This window comes from Rhizobium sp. CFBP 8752 (genome assembly GCF_014842035.1).
Taxonomy (GTDB): Bacteria; Pseudomonadota; Alphaproteobacteria; order Rhizobiales; family Rhizobiaceae; genus Neorhizobium; species Neorhizobium soli.
Genome location: NZ_JACYUZ010000005.1, coordinates 333,171 through 354,362 on the forward strand (window position 1 = coordinate 333,171; position 21,192 = coordinate 354,362).

Genomic DNA, 21,192 nt, shown 5'->3' on the forward strand with positions numbered 1-21,192 from the left:
CGAATTCAGACAGAGGCAAGGATACCTTGAGGCCATATGAAAGCGTGATTCTCCTCGGTTCTTTGTGCCAGGTCGCCTTTCAGCTGAAAGAGCACGACATCAAGTATGTCGACGGTCCGTTCGAATGGACTGTCACCACACTGGAATCCGTGCTCAAAATCCTGCGAGATGAAGGTCGGTCGTTTGCAAAGAACGTGACTGTTACTCCTGATGCACAGAGCGTGTCATGCAACCAGTACGGAATGCTCTATCATCATGATTTTCCCCGTGGTAGCGGGCCGAAGCCGTTGGTAGAGCCGATTACCCCTGAGGCCCAGGCGGAGGTCGCCAGCAAATTTGCGCATAAAATGCGGTCCTTCACGGAAAAGAGCAGGTCGACAGGGCGGAAAGTCTTTATCCGTCTAGGAGGCGAGGCAACGCAGTTGCGGGCTTGGCCATATAATACCGACCCGACACCAACCAAGATCAGCAGATTGAATGAACTTGCTTCCAGCCTTGAGTCGTTCTGCGGAAACGACAATTTCGACTTAGCCCTGCTTTATTTCCCGAATTACACGCGGATTGTGCGGGATGCCGAACTCGATCCAAAAGTAAGGTTGTTTCCCTTACCTCATCCTGAGGGGTCTAATTACCGAGGCTATCCGGCTGCCTGGCGTCCTGTCCTTGTCGAACTAGGTCTAGTGAATACTTGAACGATATCACTTATGGTTGACCCTACGCTTCCTCAATAACCGTTCGGCGGCAAGCCCTGTGACTAGCGCGCCAAAAGTCCACTGCAGGATGTACATCTTCGACAGTAAGTGGGTTGGGTAGGTCGGATAGAACCCGGTTCTGAATAGCGCTACAAAATGCAGCATCGGGTTGTATGCTAAGATATTCTTTACAGCGGGAGGCATGTACTCTGGAATGAAAAAGACTGCGCTAAAAAAGATCTGCACCCTAGAGATCATTGACCATGCGAACTTCCACAAAGGAAAAACAAAGATCAGGCTAGAGTTAACAAGGCCGACTCCCAACGCGAGGAGCGGCATCAGTAAGGCGAACTCGACGACAGCAATGGGGTTGTAAGGGATGGCAAATTTCGACAGACCAAAAGCTTCAATGCCGGCGAAGAAAAACATGAACATCAGGGAAAACGACAAGAACTCCACAAATACCCGCGCTAACGAGTAATCGAGGGCTTCGACTAGCGGCACGGCCACGACAGACTTTGCCGCCTCGATTGCGCTTGCAGCGCGAATACTCATAGTTCGAAAGAACAGAACTGGAAAAATCCCGGTCGTTATGAAGAGCAGCAGGCTATCGCCAACTAGCAGTGTTCGGTGCATGTAGCTGAAAATAATCCAGTGCACGATGATAAAGACGAGTGCCTCTAGCAGGTCGAAGAGCTGCATGAAAGCGTTCTTGCCGTTCCGGATACGGACTTCTCTGATCGTTAGGGCTGTGACAACACGGACCTGGCGAGTGATCCCTATCGATAACGTCTGAAAAATGGCGTCCAAGACAATCTCCGAGCGATCACACGCAGAGGGCCATTACACGTTATTGGTCAGAGCTTCAATACCACCGTTTCCCTTAAATCCTTGGCGCAAGAGATCATCTAGTGGATTGATCGAGGCAAACCGTTTCGTCAAGTAGCGCAACAGCGAACCAAAGCCATTCATCTGGAGAGAGGACCCGAACGACATCATTGCTGCGTTCAGGCGTGGGCACCAAACGTTGGAATCAGTCCACTAGTAGCACTTGGCCGAGGCAGCCTCCCTACACGCATCCAGTCGGGCCATTAGCCTAACCACTCGACACCAACGACGATCGTGACCACAATGGCCATAGTGTAAATTTTCTGCCTTGAAGGTGGATGTCTTATCCACAGCCCATACGAATTAGAAGTTGGGCAAAAACATCCATAGCAGGTTAAATAAGCCATGACACGAGAGACACGCCGGTAGCGACTATCTGTTGATTTCCACTGAGAGCTGACCTAGCACAGCTTTATGGCGGTGCGGACGAAAACTTGGACCACCAAGGAGGTAGTTCATGTATTCCTACGCAGACGGACTTCGAGCGGTTGAGCTGTATCTCCGGCTGGGCAAGCGACTTAACGCGACCATTCGGCAGTTGGGTTATCCTACAAAGAATGCCCTGAAGGGTTGGTACCGGGAGTACGTCGAGAGCCGCGACTTGCGTGTTGAGGCGGTAGCTCGAGCACAGAAATTCTCCGAGGCCCAAAAGCAGGCCGCACTTGAGCACTTTCGCACCCATGATAGTTGCATCTCTGCGACGATGAGGGCGCTCGGCTATCCTGGACGAGGAACACTGACCGCATGGGTTCGTGACGCGTTTCCGGAGACGCGAACATCGATGGTCGGTCGATCATGGCATCCGGGCTATAGTGAGGATAAGCGGCATGCTGGTGTCATCGGGCTATGCGGTGGAGATGAAACCGCACAACAGGTAGCTGACCGACTGGGCGTCTCAAGGCCGAAATTGTACAGCTGGAAAGATCAGCTACTCGTAAGCGCTGTTGTCTCCGCACATTGACCACCCCTGAATGAACTTATTCCTCCCCTGACAACTGAGCGTGTGGGTCGTGGTACCTTCGCCTGTCATTGTCTTTGGGGAGACCGAAATGTGCAAAAGAGTTGTCATCTACGCGCGTTATTCGACAGATCAGCAAAACCCTGCGTCCATCGAAACCCAGCTCGATTTAGGGACTTCGTTTGTTTTAGAGCGTGGCTGGACGCTTTGTGAGACCTTTGTCGATGGGGGGGTAAGCGGCGCTAGCTTCGAAACGAGACCGGGTCTTCAGGCCGCCTTGAAGGGGGCGCGAGAAGGAGCATTCGACGTCCTTCTTTGCCTTACCCTTGATCGCCTGTCGCGAGACCTCGAACACAGCGCAAAGGTACTGAAGCTGCTGCACTTCCATGAAATCGAACTTTGGACCGTTCATGGCAGCTCCCAGGTGTCGTCCATGGAGCTTGGCCTGAGGGCCGTCCTGAACAGTGAAATGCTGGAACAGGTTCGGTATCGCACAAGAGAAGGTATGAAGACGGTAGCAAAGAAAGGGCGAGTGCCTGGGGGCATTTGCTACGGCTACTCAATTAAAAGGGTTCTTGGAGCTGACGGTGAGCCGATCCGAGGCCTGAGAGACATTAATGCCGACGAAGCCGGTGTCATCGTCTGGATATATGAGCAGTATGCAAAGGGCTTTAGCCCGGACGCTATTGCGGAAAAACTTAACAAGAAGGGGGTAGTTGGCCCTCGTGGACTGGCCTGGAGAGGAACAGCGATCAGGGGCCACCGCCGAAGAGGGACCGGAATTTTGAACAACGAGTTGTACATAGGCCGCTTGGTGTTCAACAGACTGGTTTACCGGAAGAACCCCGTGAGCGAACGCCGAGTCTCACGGCTAAACCCGCCAGAACAGCACATCGTCCAGGAGATTCCGGCACTGCGTATTGTCCCCGACACGCTCTGGAAGAGGGTGAAACGACGGCAAGCGTCGAAGAACCATCGTGGGAAGGGCGAAGACGCCATAAGGCTGACGGACAAATTTAACCCGCCTCGTAAGCCCAAGGCAGAAGGCGTTCGATCTCATTCTGCTTATGACCATTCACAAGCGCGGTGAGCGTGCGGGTTAGGTAGGCACTGGGATCGATAAAATTGAGTTTGCATGTCTCGATCAACGAGGCGATGGTCGCCCAGTTCTCAGCTCCAGCATCGTGGCCCGCAAAAAGCGCGTTCTTGCGATTGAGGGCTATCGGCCGGATGGTTCTCTCGACGCTGTTGTTATCGATCTCGACGCGGCCGTCGGTCAGGAAGAGCTTCAGGCCATCCCAGTATCTGGCTATGTATGCTAGAGCCTCGCCGAGTGGAGACTTTATTGCAACGCGAGCACGGTGATGGGCAAGCCAGGTCTGCATGTCGGCGACCCGTGGCGCAGACCGTTCCTGTCGTTCAGCAAAGCGAACCTCCGGATCAAAGCCGCGCAGTTTGGCCTCTATCCTATATAGTTCGCCGATCTGTTTGACGCCGTCCTCGGCAATTGGTGCGGAGCCGTTGCGGATGATTTCCACCAGCTTGCGCCGTGCGTGGGCCCAACAATAGGCAAGCCGAATGTCCGGGCCTGCACTATCCGAAGCGATCAGCCTGTTGTATCCGGCATAGCCATCGACCTGCAGGATGCCGGAGAAGCGCTGCAATATCCGTTCGGGATGAATGCCTCCCCGACCGGGCGCGTAGGTGAAAGCGACGCCCGGCGGAGCACCGCCATTCCAAGGCCGATCATCCCGCGCCAGCGCCCAGAAGTAACCTGTCTTCGTCTTGCGCGAGCCGGGGTCAAGCACCGGAGCACGGGTCTCGTCCATGAAGAGCTTGGTCGAGCGCTTCAGGTCGGCAATCAGCGCATCGAAGACGGGACGCAGTTCATAGGCTGCCCGGCCAACCCAATCGGCGAGCGTGGATCGGTCAAGATCGACGCCCTGGCGGCTCATGATCTGCGCCTGTCGATAGAGTGGTAGATGATCGGCATATTTGGAGACCAGCACATGGGCGACGGTCGCTTCCGTCGGCAGGCCTGCCTGGATCAGCCGAGCGGGAGCCGGAGCCTGAACGACGCCGTCGGTGCAGGCACGGCACGCATATTTGGGACGGCGGGTGACAATGACACGGAACTGCGCCGGGACGACGTCCAACCGCTCGGAGACATCCTCGCCGATACAATGTCGACAACCGCCGCAAGCGCAGACCAGGCTTTCCGGCTCAATCACCTCTTCGATACGAGGAAGATGCTTTGGAAGGGAGCCGCGATTGATTGCGCGTGGCTTGGTGATCCTGTTCCCAACAGGAGCATCCGCCTCATCCTCGGCATGGATGGCGGCCATGGCCGTTTCCAGGTCTTCCAGCGCCAGATCGAACTGGTCGGGATCGGTCTTCTCGGACTTGCGCCCGAAGGCCGCCTGCTTGAACGCCGCGACCAGCTTCTCAAGCCGTTCGATCCGCTCATCCTTGCGGGCGATCTGGGCGTCTTTGCCTGCCTCGCGTGCGTGCGCCGCAATCAGCATCGCCTTGAGGGCGGCAACATCATCGGGAAGATCGGCGGTATCAAGCATGGCCAGAATCTACCAAATCCCGCGCCATTTTCCCTCGGAATTTACCGTCCTGAGTCATTGTGCCGCAGCTATTCGATGGTCTCCGGCGTTCTCGTCTGAACGGCATGAACCCGCCGCCAATCGAGGCCCGCAAACAGGGCTTCGAACTGGGCGTGGGTCAGCGTCATCAAGCCATCCCGTATGCCGGGCCATGTGAAGGTATGCTCTTCCAGTCGCTTGTAGGCCAGGACGATACCGGAGCCATCCCAGTAGATCAGCTTCAGCCGATCTGCCTTACGAGACCGGAACACGAAGACCGTTCCCGTGAACGGGTCTTTGTGCAGCTCGTTCTTTACCAACGCGGCCAATCCGTCATGACCTTTACGGAAGTCCACGGGCTTGGTCGCCACCATGATCCGCACCCGGCTCGATGGAAAGATCATGTCGCCGCCGCCAAGGCGCGGGCGATGGCCGCGATCCGGGCAACCGACGCCCCTTCCTCAAGACGGATCGTGACCGGGCCCACTACGATCTCGGCACGGCAGACTGATTTGGCAGACGGCCGCTTCGGCGCGTCAGTCGATGGCGGCGGCTCGACAATCATGGCCGCGAATTCGACCTTATCTTCCGGCTGCGGCAACAGCAGCTTGCCTTGCCGGGCCAGCGTTCGCCAGGACGACAGGTGGTTGGCCTTCATCCCGTAGCGGTCCGCCACTTCGTTTACCGTCACGCCTGGACGCAAGCTCTCAGATACGATCCGCGCCTTGAGCTCGTCTGGCCATTGACGATGAACCTCACGACGGCTCTGCCGCGTCGTGAGAACCTCCAATGTAGATTCCATGGAGAAACTCCTTGTCGCTCATCCATGGAAAGTCGATCACAGATCAGGCGGCTGCAGGAAATGTGGGGGCAGAACAGCGGTTACAGCTACTCGGTCACGAGGCTCACACATCCGCAAAGCCAGCCCCAGGTACCTGAACGTGAAGAGCTTGAGCGACAGCTTGAAACCCTCCAGCATGATGTCCGCCAGTTGCAGCTCGAGCATGATCTCCTGAAGAAGGCAACCGAACTCATAAAAAAAGACCTGGGCGTCGATCTGCAGATCCTGAGTAATCGGGAGAACACACAGCTGATTGACGCCCTTAAAGAAAATTATCGCTTGCCAGAACTGCTGGCCGAGCTTCGAATTGCCCGAAGCTCCTACTTCTACCATCGTGCCCGCATATGTTTGGTCGACAAGTACGCCGCCGTGCGCCTCAGCTTAGCGGAAATCTTTGAAGCGAACCACCGTTGCTACGGCTATCGGAGAATGCAGGCGTCGTGACCTGAGACCCATCTTCCCTCCAGTTTTCAGGAGAGTCTTCGGTTTTCAATCTGGCCTGATGCACCCTGTTTTTCGAGAGCGATTTTCGACGCAAATTCACGTGGTGTGATGTTGCCTAGCGATGAATGTGGTCGGTTTCGGTCGTAGTCCTCCTTCCATGCTGTGATTTCAATCCTTGCCTGCGTCAGCGACGAGAACAGGGTTTCGTTAACGCATTCGTCGCGGAAGCTGCCATTGAAGTTTTCCACAAAGCCGTCCTGCATTGGCTTGCCCGGCGCGATGTAATGCCAGTCGACGTGCGTGTTTTGCGCAAACGAGCATCTGGCAACAAAGCCGCTGGATCTGTAGCGGTACGTGACCTTTTGCTGCCTCCTGAAGGGATCCCTCTTGCGATCTTGCTCTCGAGACCGAGAAGGATGGGTCGGCAAATGAGGCGATGGGGAAACGCGCGCTCGAACTTCATGCTGCCGCGCGGGTAATTAGGGGTGGGCTCCTATCCTTGGAATTTCGCTCGGACCGTGCTTCCAAATATGTTCGCATACTTCCGAGTACAATTTAGAATAGCTTTTAACCGCTTGGTAACCGTCCTTCTGCACGAAAATTTCTTTGATCGCATTCTCAAGTGGAAAAGAAACTCGTTTCTCCCCTAGCGCTGCAAGATAAATCGAGACAGTACTGTCGAAGCAGAAGATGAGATGTTGGGCAGGATGATACTGTAAGAACTCGAGAGGCATATCGTTTGCTAGGCTTTTATTCCCAACAAAATCGGAGAACGGTCTAACATCACTGGAAAGATGTGACCGACATAGCTCAACAAATTCTTGTTCAACATTGGGAAGGATCCGTGGATCTGACTTTACATATACCTTATCAAAATTCGAGCCGCCACTTAGGTCCATCGAACGAAAAAGTGCTTCCGCGGGGCTCAAGTGGGGCTGAACTTCATAGACGCCTTTTCCCCAGTACCTAAGGTAGACAACCGCGGTATTTGCCTCCTCCACGTGAGGTATAATGTCCCCCGTTGGTTTAAACAAAGCATACATATTAACTATGTCTTTGAGGCAAACCGCATCGAGGGAGATGTCCTCCAGGCCGCCCTTGTCGAATATCCAACCAAAAAATACGATTTTTTCAACACCAGAGTTCCGCAAGAAATCGACAGAATACTCTGCTTTCAACCCATCTGCATAAGCGATTACCTGCACTCCCTGAGCTTTCGCCCGTTCGAGCAGAGGTATCAATTTATCGAAGCTCCAAGCATACGTATGTAGATAGAGTTGATTGATGCCTTCCAGTCTTATTTTCCCGGCTGTGCCCCTAAAAATCGTCCCGCCGAGCTGTTCTATCGCATTCTGCCCAACTTTCGAAATTTTTATTGGCCCTTCCATCACAAGTTCATAAGACTTGATACTGCGAGAATGGAAGTATGCGGCAAGAGCAAGTGCAAGAGGTTCACTGGGAACGAATGCAACGACGGTGTGGGTCACAAGATATCCAATCTCAAAAAGTTGTCGCGACTGCAAACCGTTTCGCGGCGCTCTAACGCGTCATGGGTGAGAAGTTAGCAGATACGGTTGTTACAACTCTGCGAGACCGGGAAATGAGATCCCATTTTGTTGAATCATCGTGCGAAGATGCTCAAGGTCCTTAGGGGTGTCCACAGATATGCCAAGTCCAGATGGAACCTCGATCATTCTCAGTGGTATTCGCTGCTCAATAAACCTTAGTTCGTTGATGTCTTCCACAGTCTCCAATGGACCGCGTTCGGACGCCGAAAAATTTTGCAACGCAAGCCGATTGTAGGCAAGAACCCCGACATGTTTAAAATAGCGAAACTGCAAACTACCCTTTGGGAACGGTATCGGGCTACGAGAGAAAAATATCGCAAAGCCGTCTTTCCCAGTGACCACTTTGATATTTGTCGGATCCACTACCTCCGCGGGTGAGGAGATCATTGACATTAGATTCACAGCGAACGGCGTATCTATTGGCCAAGTATCCGGTATGGCTTTCTCAACCACGTGAGCGTCAATTAGTGGCTCATCGCCATTGATCACGACATAGAGGTCGGATGCGATACGAGAGGCGACTTCGGCGACACGCTCTGTACTTGTTCTATGAGCTTCATCGGTCATGATATAGCGAAGGCCTGCTTTCTCGCAAACGCTCGCTACACGGTCGTCATCAACCGCGACGATGACGTCATCTATTAATTTACTGGAGGCTACTCGCGTGGCCACCCATTCAATCATTGGATGGCCATCCAATAGAGCTAGTGGCTTTCCTTGAAAGCGAGATGAGCCATATCGGGCAGGGATAACAGCCAGAACTTTTTTCCGCATCACTTAGCCTTGCTCACTGTTCACTCGATCTACGGTACTTGTGGTGCTCACTGGGAGCGATCATCTTTTCCTCCGAACCCACTATCGCCTCCGCTTCCCTAATTTTAGCCACGTAGTCGCGAAACTCGGACGTGGTTATGTCCAGTGCGACTGCGTCGAAGTGGGCCCAGTCTGTATTGCCGAGTTTAACGTGTTTCTCGACCATTAGGGCGCCTGCCGCGACGGCCATTGTCGAGCCAAACCATCCAGGGTCGTGGCTCGAATAGGCCGGTATAATTCTCAGGTCGTCTCTCGAAAGCCTGTGGTAATGTCGTACTACACCTACATTGCAATCGGCAGGAGGCGTAGGATAAGCCGAATTTGCCTGCATTAGATAGAGCTTCGGCGCGTTTGCAAAGGTCTTGAGTACCCAATCCTCGTAGCGCTTGTCTGTCATGCCGGTGGAAAGAACTATTCCGCCTCGGTGGGTGCTCCCTACTAACGATAGATAATCAGTAAATTCAGAAATGGTGGAGGGAAGCTTTATCAAAGGCGGCGAAAATTCCATTATAAATCGATAGGAATCTTCGTCCAGAACGGAGGCGAACCACCTGATATGAAGTCTCTTGCAAAGTTCGTCCAGGAACTGGAAGTCGTCGCGCGAGAGCTCTAGGTGGCGCCTATAGTCGCCAAACGTCTTACCGAACGGAGACTTGTAGACTGCGGCGAGCTGCTCTTTCGAGTAAAAAGACTCAACGTTCCTCTTCTGCACCTTGACATAGTTGGCGCCCGCTGCGGCTGCGGCGCGAACCATTCTCTCGAGTCGGCCACGGTCACCGAAATGATTCGTTGTTATCTCAGCTACAACCTCTACCTTCCAGTTTGAGCTAGCTGCCGGAGACGCGGGTAAAAATTCCTCTATCAAATCACTTGATGTCAAGCGCGAATATGACCGCGAGCCAACGTGAATCAAGTCGAGCTCGCTATTTTGCAGCATGTACAGTGCGTTGAGCAGATAGTTCTCTTGTGTATCGATTTTGACTTCGCGGGTTACTAGGTCAGCATTATCATAGACCTTGCCGCCCATTTGCGCACGGCCCAGATCGGCTCTGAAATCGAAGCCAACCATACATATACGTTGGCGTGAACCCCGTATCCTAGCTATAGCCCGAGCCACCTGCAGCGCAGAAATGAACAGAACATCTTCTATTACAACTTCATCGGACAGGAGCCGCTGCATCATAAGATCGCTGCTTTCCTGACCCAAGGCTATATGGGGAACGCGGACAACGGCTCCGCTTCCTCCGTCGAAATCAGATGAGGTAACGTAAAGACGGGACTTCGGGCCCGTCTCCTGTAAAGCTTTCTTTACCCAATCCGCATGGAATACAGTGATGTCCGCAGGGTAGATTCTTTCCGCATCATTAAGTCCGATGACCAGAGAGCCGGCATAGACTTCCGCCGGGATCTCGTCCGCTGAAGGGCCTTTACCGAGGATGAATATCGTATCGGTGCTGTATGTCGACGCGATAGCGTTGATTTGCTTCGAGAAAACGTCCGTCATAATCTTGTCCATTGATTTTGATTTCACAGCCAGCTTCTCTCGCTAGAGCCACACCTGCGAGAAGGTCCCAGTTGTACGCACCCTTTGGATTAATGAAGCGGGAATAGGCGCCTCTTATAACGTTAAAGAGGTTGTAAACCGCACACCCCATTATCCGTGATTCGCTGTGCCGAGCTATGCCGTCAGCGATTTCCGTGGAAAACGAAGATGAAAAACCCACTATCCTCGATCGCGGAACCCGTGGAATATTTCCCGACAGTGCAACCTCTTGGAGTTCTGGTAACATTAGCATGCTACCTTTGTGTTCGCCGGCTTTCCAAATGGACAAAGATACTCCCCACTCTTTTAATCCCGAGCAAAAATTTTCCGTGCCATCTATCGGATCGAGAACAGCAACCCATTCTGAACCGGTGGTCGTTTCCGTGTCGCCGGTTTCCTCGCCAATGAAACGCAACCCAGGAATTCGGGAGTTTAGGTGTGACGCGATTGCTTTTTCGAGAAAAACGTCGGCTTTCGTAACGGGACTGCCATCCGGTTTCATTTCAACATCATATCTCATCGCAACGAGTTGCGGTAGGACTGAGGATACCAAGTCACGCACTTCGGTGAGGAGCAGGTTTGTTGGATTCACGATATCTCCTTGTTCTCTCGACGACGGAGAGACGTTCCTACTTTAGTCGCGCTAAATAGCAGAAGGTCCGAGGCGGCTCCATACATTTTTCGCGGACTTTGACCTGCAAAATGACATTTCATCTGATCGTAGTGATGATCCCGGAGGCGTCTATGGCGAGCCGACGTGTTTGTCGCACGGCAGGCTTTCGATCAGATACGAGGAAGTCCACTTTCACGCCATTGAAACAGTGTCCGGGCCCGACGCTGGTATCGGCCGATATGTGAAATTCAACACCCTACGCCCGGATTCATCCCCTGACCGGCAGATACCGGATCAGGCCTATTTCAACGCGATGGCACCAACGATGGTGGCGGTATAATCAAGGCGGAAGCCACTTAGCAATTGCCCAGCTGTTCGGACCTATCATGCCACTTCTCTGTGCTCATAACGGATCCTGCCGCCTTTTTTCTGCGACAGGCAGAACCACAGCACATCGTTGTTCCTTTCCGCTCCTCAACATCTCAGCAATGCACTCATCGACCGCTTTGCGATTGGTCTCATAGATCCAGCCACCCCTGGAAACAGCCTTCGCCGCGCTTGGATCAGCGGAATAAAGGATGGCATGGCCCGCATCGATACGGTTCTGCCCCATGACCAATGCCGCGACGTGGCTACTGGCGGCAACCGGCAAGAAGCGCGGCAACAGCAACAGAACGAGCGCACCCACCACCACACCGCAACCAGCGGCCACCCAAACTCGAACAGCTTGGCTCCTCCGCGTCAGTGCACTCCGAGTATGCTCCGCCAGCTCGCGCGCCGCCCGCTGGAAGTCGCGGCTTTCATTCTGGAACTGCTGCGCCGCGGTACGAACAAGCCCCTCGCCGCCCCGCTCCAGCACCCGGGCGTAATGTTCTGGCCCCTGCCTGAGGATGGGAGACTGCTCGATGCCGGCCAGCCGCTCACTCAAGCCCGCGACGTCCTGGCTCATGCGCCCTATCTCACCGCTGTAGTCGATCGGCGCGCCGCGTTGATCGAGATGATCAAGCGCATGCTCCACACCCTTGCGGATCGTCGTCATCTCACGTGTCAGATCAGACGCCAGGTTCTCCACCCTCTCCCGCAGCGCGTCAAAGGCGGCGGCGGGATCACCAGCGTCCTCGTCAAGCGTATCAGGCTCGAAGCTCTCACTTTCCTCGTTCTGCCGGTCGTCTGACATGCTCTCTCCTTATCGCTCGATGCCACGGCTCTGGCTGCGACCTTGGCCGATCTGCTGCTCCATCTCGCGGGCAATGTTATGATCCTTGCCGGCATGACTGATGCCGAGCTCCGGAGCGCGATCGCGCAAAGCCGTCTCCACCTGCGGATCCCGCTCCAATGCCTTCGCCATGCTACGCATCTGTCCCTCGACCTTGCCGCGTTCCTCATCGTCGTGCCAGCGCTCCTGACGCTCGGACTGCAACTCCTGCCAGCGCTGTATGAACCGCTCCGTGCGGACTTGCGGATCGGCAAGCGCTGCCCGTTCACGATCCATGCCGGCAATGAGCTGACCGACACGCTCATGCCCCGAACGCTCCGTCAACGCGTCCGCTGATGCTGGATCGTGCTGTAGGGACGATCGCATCAGCGCATGCGATCCGGGCCGCAGCTCATCGAGGCGTTCGCCTGCCTTGCTCAGCTCCTGTTTATGGACGTCGAGAAGGGGCAGGCCCTGGTCAACCTGCTTTTCCGCAGCACTGAGTGCACGCGCATAAGTGTCGACGGCTTGCTCGAAGCCGGACATGGGTCGCACCCGATCGGCGAAGCGATCGCGCTCGGGATTATCCTTTTCCTTGTCCTGTCGTCCAGGGAGCTCGCTGCTTTTCTCCGAAGATCCGGAGGCTCTAAGCTTGAGCCCCGCAAACATGCTCCGTTTGGGCGAAGCGCTCTTCGGCGCACCTTCTCCCACACCGGAGCCGAAAGAACCCGCGCGTTCATCCGCGCCAGTTCGTCCAGGATCGGCCAGTGAGGGGGTACGCTCCGCATATGCAGAACGCTCCAGGGACGACCGATCCTGGACCACCTTGGCAGGGTCGACTGCGCGGGCGCCGCCCTCATGGTCCTGACCTTGGGCAACATCAAGGCGGATCTCGCTGCTGATGCTCAACTGCTCGGCAAGCCCGCGTCGCTCGGCAAACTCTCTGGCATAATCCAGCGTCGTCTCCTTCACGCCGGAGCGAGACAGCCGATCTTCCAACTGCTCATACGCCAGCTCATTCGTACCCAGCACTTTCCAACTGTTGCGGCGCGCCTCTTGGCCCCCAGGCAGACGCACAGCCTCTGCGCCGGCATGCGAGAGCCCAATCGTCGAGCCGATCTGTGGTGCCGCCTCCCCTATCGCCTGCTGCAGACCCACACCCCAGGTCGTATGACGCTCACCCTTGGCGTCCTCCAACGTGACGAAGTAGCTTTCCCGATTGCCGGCCTTATGCTCGTAAGGGGCAGCGCCATGCTCCACCAGCTTGCCCTGTGCAGCCATCTGACTGCCACGCCTCGACGCGAACTCCTGGGCGTCGCCGTAGAGCTGTACGTCATGCCGATGGCGGCTCATGGCAACATAGGTCAGATGCCGGTCCATGGTTCCAGATGCCAGAACGAAGGCGCGATCGACCGTTGCCCCCTGGTTCTTGTGGATCGTCGTGGCGTAGCCGTGATCAACCGCCTGGTAATCTTTCATGGGTACTTTGACCATACGGGCATCTGCTCGATCAGAAGCACCGTCGAGCGCTACATGTATCGCGTCATGCTCGACGGCCTTCACCTCCCCCAGCATGCCGTTTTTCACGCCAAGGTCACGGTTGTTCTCCAGGAACACAAGACGGTCGCCGGCGGCAAAGCTGCGCAGACCGTCATTGGTCTGGAAGGTGAACTCGCCACTCTCCTAACTGTTATTCGAGCAGCAAATGAGTGATCGCTGACAGCAGCTCGCCGTCTTCGTAAGGGTTGCGGAAAGCGCCAGCTTTTCGCAGACCGCGAGGGACCTTCGGCTATCCCAGCCTCGGTCTCGCGGATCGTTACGGAGCTTGAGGAACGCATCGGTGTCAAACTTTTAATCCGAACGACGCGGCATCTCACCTTGACAGAGGCAGGCGCCGCCTTTCTCGAAATGGCACGCGGCTTCATTGAGACGATAGAAGAAGCCGAACACACAGCGCGGCGCACAGATTCGCTCGAAGGCGTCATTCGGCTGGCGTTGCCGATATCTTACGGGACACGGGCCATTATGCCGTTGTTGTCGGGTTTCATGGACGCCTATCCCAACCTTCAGGTCGAGATCATGATGGCGGATGAACTGCAAAACCTGGTCGTGAGCGGTGTCGATCTCGCGATCCGAACCGGCACACTTCCCGACTCCACATTTGGTGCCAGACGAATTGGCGCGCTTGAACGAATGGTCGTAGCATCGCCAAACTATCTTGCCAGAAACGGCACCCCGGCTACCCCGGAGGAGCTCACCGCCCATGACTGCATTCTCGGCTATGGCGCATTCGGTCCAGGAGGCTGGCGTTTCTGGCAGGGCGACACGCTGATCTCGGTTGATGTCCGTAGCAGACTTACGATCAACTCTGCCCCCGGAATCCTGTCAGCATGTGTTCAGGGATTAGGTTTGGCCGTTGTTTCGGGCATTATGTCGGCAGACGAACGAGCAGACAACAGACTTGTCCGAGTGCTGGAAGGATATGCGCTGGAGCCTGCAGGCGTTTACGCGGTTTACCCGTCCGGCCCAAAACCATCGCGAAAAGTCAAAGCACTGATCGAATATCTGATCGCAGGCCTATTTCGGCCTGTCGGCTAACCGCACATGTTGCCGTGGCTGATGAACACACCGTGTTCCGGTCATGGCGGTCACTGAGAAGCAGCTCGGAATTATACAAGCAGGCTGACTTGCGGCCATTTCGCCGGCTAGAACGACTGCCGGTGCGCAAAGTTGATAGGACGTCTTTCTAGCAGTTAGGGGTCCGCGCGAGACGTCGGGGAGGGCGATCTTCGCCAATTTGCGGGTCGGCCGAGACTGCGAGGGCGGTTTATTAGTTAGTAAGCGCTAATAAAGCAATTCCGCAATACGCAACGTCAAGTTTTGACATCTAATATACCGTGTTCCTTACGTTCGTTTTTACCTCCCACTTCTAAAAACAACGAACACGCTGGGGGGACGACTTTGACTATACGAAATATCTTACAGGATCGCGGTGGCAACTTTGGTATGATTACGGCTCTTGTGGCGACGCCGCTGATCATAGCTGCCGGTGGAGCGATCGACTACACCTTGGCAACCCGCGAGAAAGTTAGCGCACAGGGTGTTGCCGATAGCGCGGCGCTCGCTGGCGCACGCGTCTTTAACGGAACGAATGCAGGTGCCGCCAAGGTTGCAGCTGAACGTTTTCTAGCGGGTTACGCAAAGAGCTTGCCGGCCGGTATGACATATAACGTTTCCATGACCGGGCAGACAGTGCTGGTGACCATTAGCGGTAGTTCGCAAAATGCTTTCTTGGGGTTGGTCGGCCTGAAGACCATTCCTATTGGTGTCGCTGCCTCGGCCATAGCGCCGATGAAACCAAAGTCAGTCACTTTCACACCCACGCAAGCCCAAGGCTTTTGGTACAAGAANCATTCCTATTGGTGTTGCTGCCTCGGCCATAGCGCCGATGAAACCAAAGTCAGTCACTTTCACACCCAAGCAAGCCCAAGGCTTTTGGTACAAGAAAGTATCGATCCTTGTTACACGGGCTGGCAGCTCCGCAGAGCAAGCCATCGGAACTGTTATCTATCAACCAAAGACACAGCAAAATTCCGGTCAAGGGGATATGACGATATCTCCCGGAGAGGAGTTCGAGCTAGGAAAGTACTCCAAACTCGTGCTGCAGATGGAAGTTAAGCAAGACGGATGTCCGCTTGAGTACAAGGCGAAAGTGCACCCGAACAAGGACGTTTTCTGCGAAAAGTTAGGCAAGGGTCTAGCTGGGTACACCGCGTCACTGAAGTACGACACCGTATTGCGCACTGACGATCCCAATACTAGCCACTACCTGTTTGTGGATAAAGTGCAGATGCCCAAGAACGCGGCTAGCCCGCTGGATAAGATCCTGGAGTGCGATCAAAAGGTCAACCACGCGTGGGAGGACGGCGGCGGGTTTGAGCGCCAAGACTTCTTCTACACTGCCGCATCCGTTTGCGCGCCGGATGGGGAATTTGTTCGGTTGACCAAATGACATCAAGCTGACGAAGGAACAACTGGATTCGATTGAGCGGAGTATACTTAGGGTCTTCCGCCAGCGCTGCTTTCGTAAGTTGCGGAATCGTCCAGTGGCCTGCCACCTGCATGAGCTCGGCGCTGGGGAAGCGAAAAGGTGCCCCTGACCGCGTGGTTATTGGCGCACAATCGTTTGCTGTCAGATCAGCTTGTTGGACAGACGCTGCTTTAGGAAGGCCAGCACCAGCACCTCCTCGGGTCGTAATCCCGCTACATGATCGCGCAGCTCACGCTCTCTCTCATGTTCAATCTGCAGTATCAGGGTCTCTGACATGTAGCTCTCGATGACTTCGGGATGCACGTAGCAACGCCGACAAACCGCGGGGGTGTTACCAAGCGTAGCCGCCACCTTCTCGAGTGCGGTACGGACATTCTTCTTAGCGGCCGCCTCACTGTCAAACTTTTCAAACTCGATCAGCGCCAGCGCCGCAAGAACAGTACCCGTCCAGGTGCGAAAATCTTTCGCTGTGATGTCGCTTCCGCTGATTTCGCGCAGGTAAGTGTTGACGTCGCCTGAACTGACCTCACGCTGTTCTCCCTCATCATCCACGTAATGAAACAGGTGTTGGCCAGGAAGGTCTCGGATTTTTTTAACAATCTTGGCAACACGACGGTCGGCGAGCGTCAGGTTCCACTGCACTCGCCAAGCGCTTAAAAAACAGACATTGCTGAAGCCTGCTTACAATAACATTGCCGGTTTCCTCTGGTTTGGACCTCGTAAAAACCTTTCAAAGCAGCGGCGCACCCGCTATTGAAAAATCGAATTGCATGGTTGTTTGGATAAAATAATGCTCGAAAATACCTTTGATGGGAGCCCCGTCGCATCTGAACCCGATCCAGTTGTTGCACTCACGGCCCGTATCGTAGCAGCCTATGTCGTAAAGCACACGGTACCGACTGCACAGGTCCGAGATCTGATCGGGCAGACCTTCCGCGCCCTTAAGGGCCTTGAGCAACAAACTGACGCCCCCGCCGTATCAGAAACTAAAAAACCAGCCGTCTCGATCCGACAATCTATCAAAGAGGATTATCTGATAAGCCTTGAGGACGGACAGAAATTCAAATCGCTGAAACGGCACCTGATGGTCCAATACGGTATGACCCCGGAAGAATACCGGTCAAAGTGGGGCTTGCCCAGCGACTATCCGATGGTTGCTCCAGACTATTCGGCCAAGCGCTCGGAGTTGGCAAAAGAAACTGGGCTGGGAACCGGGCGCAGGCGCGTAGCTGCCACGAAGACGTTACGTAAAAGGCAGGCCGACACGTGAAGACGCAGCTATAGGCTGCGTCGCGCTCATAATTTCGATCAACTATACCGCTAAAATCCCAGCAGGACCTAGACTGCCTCTGATGGGGGCTTTCGAAGTCCACTCCTTCCTCGAGCGATACCGCGAACGATCGGCGTAAGATAGGAAGCAGCCAATGACTTCATCTCTGCAACAAGCACGCAGATAAATGCTGTGATGAGGATGATTGGAATAAATGAATAAATGTCGAGTAGGCCTGCCTGTGCGAAGTGATAGGCAGCGAGGACGATCACCGTCTGATGTACGATATAATAGGTCATGATCGACCCGTTCAAATGCTTGATGATCCTGTTCGGGCAGCTGGCAAGTCGGCCTGCAAAGGCGAGGAGCGTGAGGATAGCGCTCCACTGGAAGGTTGACCGGATAATTCGAGCTACACCGATGAGAGCTTCGGACATCTCCTCACGAGGTATCAACACGAAGAGAGCCGCCAGCGCGGAAAGCGACATTGCAGCGGTGCAAAGGCTGATCCATCGTTGACCGTCAACCTCACGCCAAAAGCTGCGCTCGTTGACGAGCAATGAGCCTGCCATAAACATAGAGCAATACACCGCATGCGAATAGAAATCAGTGGTGATGACAAGCGTCTCGTGGAAGGTCGGATAGAGGCTCACTCTCAGGACTGAAAGAAATGCGATAGGGGCTAGGAACAGTCCCTTTCCTCGAAGGTGCGCGGCCAGCGTCGCCGACAGGCCGGGCCAGCGCCGCATAATCACAGGATGGGCGATAGACCAGACGAAAATATAGACCCAGAGATAGGCTAGGAACCACATATGCTCCAGCCGGAGGTTTGATATAAAGTAGGATGTCCAAAATTCCCAATAGGAGAGATCAGGCCTGGGATTGTACGGCGACACATAGATTTGTGGCGGGACAACCAGGAGAACGCCTAGCACAAAGGGTAAAAGCAGCTGTGTCGTGCGGGCGCGACGGATCTCGGCAACAGATCTCTTTTTAAGAAGAGATGCCGTCACAAGACCGGAGATGAAAAATAACAGGCTCATTCGCCACGGATGAGACCCTAGCGCAATCAGATCGATCAGAGTGCTGGTATCCGAGGAGTGTATCCATCAGCTCTTCGCTCCGTAAACGAGGCTCGAATGGTAGATGATGAGCGTCCCGAAGCAAAAGACGCGCAGGGCATCAAGGTCGTGGCGTCTTTCGTCCGTTTGAACAGTTGTCATATATTCGCTCCCCCAGCACAATATACAACTTATGGAACGTTAAATATTCGTTGACGCAACCTATCCAACTGCAAGGACCGGTCAGTCCTCCGTACCCTTTGCCAGATACCTGGACACCGTCTTTCTCAAAGCTTCGGCCTCCTCAGAAGAAATTCCCTCAGGCCTGAACGTCACGTTTGCTATCTCGTCTCCGGAAAAATAGCCGTAGAACATCAGTGCGGCGAGGTAGCTGCCGTAGATCGAAGGATGGTTGCAGTCGTGGTAGAGATTGACATGCTCCGGCTGGCTTTGCAGCTCTTCCCAGAGCCTGCCAACGTTGACTAGGTCCACTCCTGTCAGCTTTGCGAGACGTGCATGTTGCTGCTGGATATTGAAATGCATTTCAACAAAGCCCAAGGGCGAAAGATCGCTGGCTGATGTTGGCATGCCGGCATTATCGTTGCACTGGTCAGTGTAGCGCCATGTCACGAACATCACGGGCAGAGATCCCTTCGCCTGGACCTCCCTGATCAGGTTCTGTGCGTCAACCCAGGCTGAGGCGGATCGTTTCGAACTGTATTGATCGCTGCTCAGCACCTGAAGAACCACATGATCCCAGTGCTGCGACAGTAGCCGCTGGGTTTGCTCGCTTTTTATGTGGAAGCCAAGGCTGACGCCGGGTTCGGCATCCATCTCAATGTGCAGTTTCTTTGAATAGCCTGCGGACTCAGCAATTTTCCGGACCATGTGAGGCATATCATTATAGAATGTACGGCTGTTACCGATAAACAGCACAGTCTGCTTGGGCCTCGTGTCGAAATAGTCAAAGACTGATTGGACGCCTTGGCTCAGGTACCCATTAAACGGCGGTAGGAAGATCAGGCAACCAGCCAGGACTGCCAGCAGTGCGCTATTTCTCAAGAGCTGCAATATGTTGCGATCCCATTCATGCGGCCGATAATCTACGATTAGCGGTAAGGGTGTAAAGGATGAGTTGCGCGCACGTGGAAAAGCCGGGTGTATCTTAATGCCTCCCAGACGTAAGAGGACGTCGTCGCCGTTGGGAGCGGCGGGCAGCATTGCACACTGTCGTCTCTTGACAATAAGAACCGTCAAAGAGGACGCCGGACAACAACGCCGCTAGCACTACGCTCCTTCGAACCCACCGAAGCTGGTCGAGATGCCTCCGTCCGTCATTACGACCTTGTCGGACCGATGAGCGTTCCAACTCCGGTAAAGGACCGGGCGGTTTGGCTGCTGCGAGCAGGACCGCAGCCGTCAGCAAAACGGACAGAAGAAGAAGGCTGAGGCCGTGGCCATGCCTGAAAACCAGGAAGTCCGTCAGTGACATCACTGAAACGAAAATAAGGAGGCGTTTCCGGCGTATAAAGGATGGTCGCTCTGCGACATGCTCTGCCTTGGTTAGTTGCATGGCAAAACCTCATGACCGGACGGCTGGGGGCCAAACTGGGATACTCTGTGTGTCCGCGGCGGCCACGATGTAGTCGCAGGCGTTAGTGTCCTCTTCCAGCCACCAGCCCTTAGTGAGGAGACGGTAAGGCAGGCGGGGAAGGGCGGTTTATAACCGCCCGCAGACTGTTGGACACATGGTTGTCTCTGACGATCTCTCTACGGATCAACGAAAAACGCTCCGAGCGCGCCTTTCCCTTGCAGGGCGTTGATATAGGCGTCCCCCGTGTCCAGGGCCTCGCGGATCGTCACGTCCATGTCGAGGTAACGATAGGTGCCGAGCCTGCCGACGAATGTCACGTTCTGCTGCGTCCGGGCCAGCTCGACATAGCGCTCGAGCAGGGCCTTTTCGTCGGCCATGCGGATCGGATAGTAGGGGATGTCGCTTGGTCCGCAGGCGCGTGAATACTCCCGGTAGCAGATGCTCTTCTCATGGGTTTCCCAAGGCGAGAAATGCTTGTGCTCTGTAATGCGGGTATAGGGAATGTCGAGATCGCCGTAGTTCATCACGGCGCAGCCCTGGTAGTCGCCGTTGTAGCTGAAGCGATCGAAATCCAGCGTCCGATAGCCTAGCCGACCCAGTTCGAAGTCGAAGTAACCGTCAAGCGGTCCCGAATAGAAGACATGGTCGAATGACGCGGCATCTGGCCGGGTGAAACGGGTCCCGAGCCTGACCTCGATGCGCTCGTGATTGAGGATGCGTTCGACCATTTCCGTATAGCCGTTCTCAGGCATGCCCTGAAAACGATGGAAAAAGTAGTTGTCGTCATAGTTGAAACGGACGGGCAGACGCTTCAAAATGCTGGCCGGCAGCTGGCTAGGCTCGCAGCCCCATTGCTTGACCGTGTAGCCCTTCAGGAACGCCTCATAGAGATCACGGCCGACGAATTTCAAAGCCTGCTCTTCGAACGTCTTCGGCTCACCGATGGACGTATCGGCCAGCGACGCGATAAACTGTCTTGCCTCGTCGGGTCGCAGCGTCTTGCAGAAGAACTGGTTGATCGTGTGCAGGTTGATCGGCAGCAGGAACACGCGCCCGCCACTGGTCGTCTT

At 54.8% G+C, this 21,192-nt stretch carries 18 protein-coding genes and 7 pseudogenes; 10 read left to right on the plus strand and 15 right to left on the minus strand.

Annotated elements, in window-relative coordinates:
• The first annotated feature begins 26 nt into the window (after positions 1-26).
• On the plus strand, positions 27-692 hold the full coding sequence (locus IFT59_RS21945) for a DUF1796 family putative cysteine peptidase (RefSeq protein WP_192088269.1): 666 nt from the start codon (positions 27-29) through the stop codon (positions 690-692).
• 6 nt (positions 693-698) lie between these two features.
• On the opposite strand, the gene IFT59_RS21950 is transcribed toward IFT59_RS21945, so the two are convergent.
• On the minus strand, positions 699-1,502 hold the full coding sequence (locus IFT59_RS21950; protein ID WP_197978198.1) for an ABC transporter permease: 804 nt from the start codon (positions 1,500-1,502) through the stop codon (positions 699-701).
• A 118-nt stretch (positions 1,503-1,620) separates the two neighbouring features.
• Between IFT59_RS21950 and IFT59_RS21955 the strand changes: the two are divergent.
• The 3 genes and pseudogenes from IFT59_RS21955 to IFT59_RS21965 all read left to right on the plus strand — a co-directional run.
• Positions 1,621-1,737 (plus strand): annotated as a pseudogene (locus IFT59_RS21955) (IS630 family transposase); the annotation flags it as partial.
• 300 nt (positions 1,738-2,037) lie between these two features.
• Positions 2,038-2,514, plus strand: a pseudogene (locus IFT59_RS21960) (IS3 family transposase); the annotation flags it as partial.
• A 115-nt stretch (positions 2,515-2,629) separates the two neighbouring features.
• Entirely contained in the window at positions 2,630-3,628 is a 999-nt protein-coding gene (locus IFT59_RS21965; RefSeq protein WP_192088270.1) for a recombinase family protein, read from the plus strand.
• On the opposite strand, the gene tnpC is transcribed toward IFT59_RS21965, so the two are convergent.
• The 3 genes from tnpC to tnpA form a co-directional block, all read right to left on the minus strand.
• Positions 3,555-5,111, minus strand: a complete 1,557-nt coding sequence (gene tnpC / locus IFT59_RS21970; protein ID WP_192088271.1) for an IS66 family transposase — start codon at positions 5,109-5,111, stop codon at positions 3,555-3,557. The two genes, IFT59_RS21965 and tnpC, sit on opposite strands and share 74 nt — an antisense overlap.
• A 68-nt stretch (positions 5,112-5,179) precedes the next feature.
• On the minus strand, positions 5,180-5,533 hold the full coding sequence (gene tnpB, locus IFT59_RS21975) for an IS66 family insertion sequence element accessory protein TnpB (RefSeq protein ID WP_192088272.1): 354 nt from the start codon (positions 5,531-5,533) through the stop codon (positions 5,180-5,182).
• A complete protein-coding gene (gene tnpA / locus IFT59_RS21980; protein WP_192088273.1) occupies positions 5,530-5,931 on the minus strand; it encodes an IS66-like element accessory protein TnpA in 402 nt (133 codons plus the stop codon). Before tnpA ends, tnpB begins: the two co-directional genes overlap by 4 nt.
• Positions 5,932-6,014: 83 nt before the next feature.
• On the opposite strand from tnpA, the pseudogene IFT59_RS21985 reads away from it, so the two are divergent.
• A pseudogene (locus tag IFT59_RS21985) lies at positions 6,015-6,411 on the plus strand (IS3 family transposase); the annotation flags it as partial.
• A 29-nt stretch (positions 6,412-6,440) separates the two neighbouring features.
• On the opposite strand, the pseudogene IFT59_RS21990 reads toward IFT59_RS21985, so the two are convergent.
• The 5 genes and pseudogenes from IFT59_RS21990 to IFT59_RS22010 all read right to left on the minus strand — a co-directional run.
• Positions 6,441-6,710 (minus strand): annotated as a pseudogene (locus IFT59_RS21990) (integrase core domain-containing protein); the annotation flags it as partial.
• Between the two features lie 183 nt (positions 6,711-6,893).
• Entirely contained in the window at positions 6,894-7,901 is a 1,008-nt protein-coding gene (locus IFT59_RS21995) for a hypothetical protein (RefSeq protein WP_192088275.1), read from the minus strand.
• Positions 7,902-7,991: 90 nt separating this feature from the next.
• Positions 7,992-8,756 (minus strand): 3-deoxy-manno-octulosonate cytidylyltransferase, encoded by a 765-nt coding sequence (locus IFT59_RS22000; protein WP_192088276.1) that lies wholly within the window; start codon positions 8,754-8,756, stop codon positions 7,992-7,994.
• A gap of 13 nt (positions 8,757-8,769) precedes the next feature.
• On the minus strand, positions 8,770-10,299 hold the full coding sequence (locus tag IFT59_RS22005; protein ID WP_192088277.1) for an N-acetylneuraminate synthase family protein: 1,530 nt from the start codon (positions 10,297-10,299) through the stop codon (positions 8,770-8,772).
• Entirely contained in the window at positions 10,223-10,930 is a 708-nt protein-coding gene (locus IFT59_RS22010; RefSeq protein WP_192088278.1) for an inositol monophosphatase family protein, read from the minus strand. Before IFT59_RS22010 ends, IFT59_RS22005 begins: the two co-directional genes overlap by 77 nt.
• Before the next feature lie 153 nt (positions 10,931-11,083).
• Between IFT59_RS22010 and IFT59_RS23225 the strand changes: the two are divergent.
• Positions 11,084-11,291 (plus strand): annotated as a pseudogene (locus IFT59_RS23225) (IS3 family transposase); the annotation flags it as partial.
• Between the two features lie 63 nt (positions 11,292-11,354).
• On the opposite strand, the gene IFT59_RS22015 reads toward IFT59_RS23225, so the two are convergent.
• Together IFT59_RS22015 and IFT59_RS23230 are read right to left on the minus strand one after the other, a co-directional pair.
• Positions 11,355-12,128 carry a DUF6118 family protein gene (locus tag IFT59_RS22015; protein ID WP_192088279.1) on the minus strand — a complete coding sequence of 258 codons (774 nt, stop codon included), beginning with the start codon at positions 12,126-12,128 and terminating at the stop codon, positions 11,355-11,357.
• Positions 12,129-12,137: 9 nt separating this feature from the next.
• A pseudogene (locus tag IFT59_RS23230) lies at positions 12,138-13,820 on the minus strand (Ti-type conjugative transfer relaxase TraA); the annotation flags it as partial.
• Positions 13,821-13,926: 106 nt separating this feature from the next.
• On the opposite strand from IFT59_RS23230, the pseudogene IFT59_RS23235 reads away from it, so the two are divergent.
• The 3 genes and pseudogenes from IFT59_RS23235 to IFT59_RS23460 form a co-directional block, all read left to right on the plus strand.
• Positions 13,927-13,979: pseudogene (locus IFT59_RS23235) on the plus strand (hypothetical protein); the annotation flags it as partial.
• A gap of 45 nt (positions 13,980-14,024) precedes the next feature.
• A complete protein-coding gene (locus IFT59_RS22030; RefSeq protein WP_249407696.1) occupies positions 14,025-14,744 on the plus strand; it encodes a substrate binding domain-containing protein in 720 nt (239 codons plus the stop codon).
• A gap of 408 nt (positions 14,745-15,152) precedes the next feature.
• Positions 15,153-15,556: TadE/TadG family type IV pilus assembly protein (locus tag IFT59_RS23460; protein ID WP_446737857.1), on the plus strand; the 404-nt coding region annotated here is incomplete at its 3' end.
• Positions 15,557-16,338: 782 nt separating this feature from the next.
• On the opposite strand, the gene IFT59_RS22045 is transcribed toward IFT59_RS23460, so the two are convergent.
• Positions 16,339-16,839, minus strand: coding sequence for a DNA topoisomerase IB (locus IFT59_RS22045; RefSeq protein ID WP_192088284.1), 501 nt, complete (start codon positions 16,837-16,839; stop codon positions 16,339-16,341).
• A 148-nt stretch (positions 16,840-16,987) separates the two neighbouring features.
• Between IFT59_RS22045 and IFT59_RS22050 the strand changes: the two genes are divergently transcribed.
• Complete coding sequence (locus IFT59_RS22050; RefSeq protein ID WP_192088285.1) at positions 16,988-17,467, plus strand: MucR family transcriptional regulator; 480 nt, start codon at positions 16,988-16,990, stop codon at positions 17,465-17,467.
• 68 nt (positions 17,468-17,535) lie between these two features.
• On the opposite strand, the gene IFT59_RS22055 is transcribed toward IFT59_RS22050, so the two are convergent.
• The 3 genes from IFT59_RS22055 to IFT59_RS22065 form a co-directional block, all read right to left on the minus strand.
• The gene (locus IFT59_RS22055; protein WP_342366138.1) at positions 17,536-18,573 is read right to left on the minus strand and encodes an acyltransferase family protein; all 1,038 of its coding nucleotides are present in this window, start codon (positions 18,571-18,573) and stop codon (positions 17,536-17,538) included.
• 198 nt (positions 18,574-18,771) lie between these two features.
• Positions 18,772-19,749: a DUF4886 domain-containing protein gene (locus IFT59_RS22060; RefSeq protein ID WP_192088287.1), complete on the minus strand. Its 978-nt coding sequence runs from the start codon at positions 19,747-19,749 to the stop codon at positions 18,772-18,774.
• Between the two features lie 549 nt (positions 19,750-20,298).
• Positions 20,299-21,192 (minus strand): UDP-galactopyranose/dTDP-fucopyranose mutase family protein (locus IFT59_RS22065; RefSeq protein WP_192088288.1); only part of this gene is annotated, 894 nt, incomplete at its 5' end.

Bases quoted from the DNA above. Each gene is read 5' to 3' on its own strand.
- IFT59_RS22060 (WP_192088287.1), bottom strand. From the start codon at position 19,749: ATGCTGCCCGCCGCTCCCAACGGCGACGACGTCCTCTTACGTCTGGGA.
- IFT59_RS22005 (WP_192088277.1), bottom strand. From the start codon at position 10,299: ATGACGGACGTTTTCTCGAAGCAAATCAACGCTATCGCGTCGACATAC.
- IFT59_RS22050 (WP_192088285.1), top strand. From the start codon at position 16,988: ATGCTCGAAAATACCTTTGATGGGAGCCCCGTCGCATCTGAACCCGAT.
- tnpC (WP_192088271.1), bottom strand. From the start codon at position 5,111: ATGCTTGATACCGCCGATCTTCCCGATGATGTTGCCGCCCTCAAGGCG.
- IFT59_RS22015 (WP_192088279.1), bottom strand. From the start codon at position 12,128: ATGTCAGACGACCGGCAGAACGAGGAAAGTGAGAGCTTCGAGCCTGAT.
- IFT59_RS21965 (WP_192088270.1), top strand. From the start codon at position 2,630: ATGTGCAAAAGAGTTGTCATCTACGCGCGTTATTCGACAGATCAGCAA.
- IFT59_RS22000 (WP_192088276.1), bottom strand. From the start codon at position 8,756: ATGCGGAAAAAAGTTCTGGCTGTTATCCCTGCCCGATATGGCTCATCT.
- tnpB (WP_192088272.1), bottom strand. From the start codon at position 5,533: ATGATCTTTCCATCGAGCCGGGTGCGGATCATGGTGGCGACCAAGCCC.
- tnpA (WP_192088273.1), bottom strand. From the start codon at position 5,931: ATGGAATCTACATTGGAGGTTCTCACGACGCGGCAGAGCCGTCGTGAG.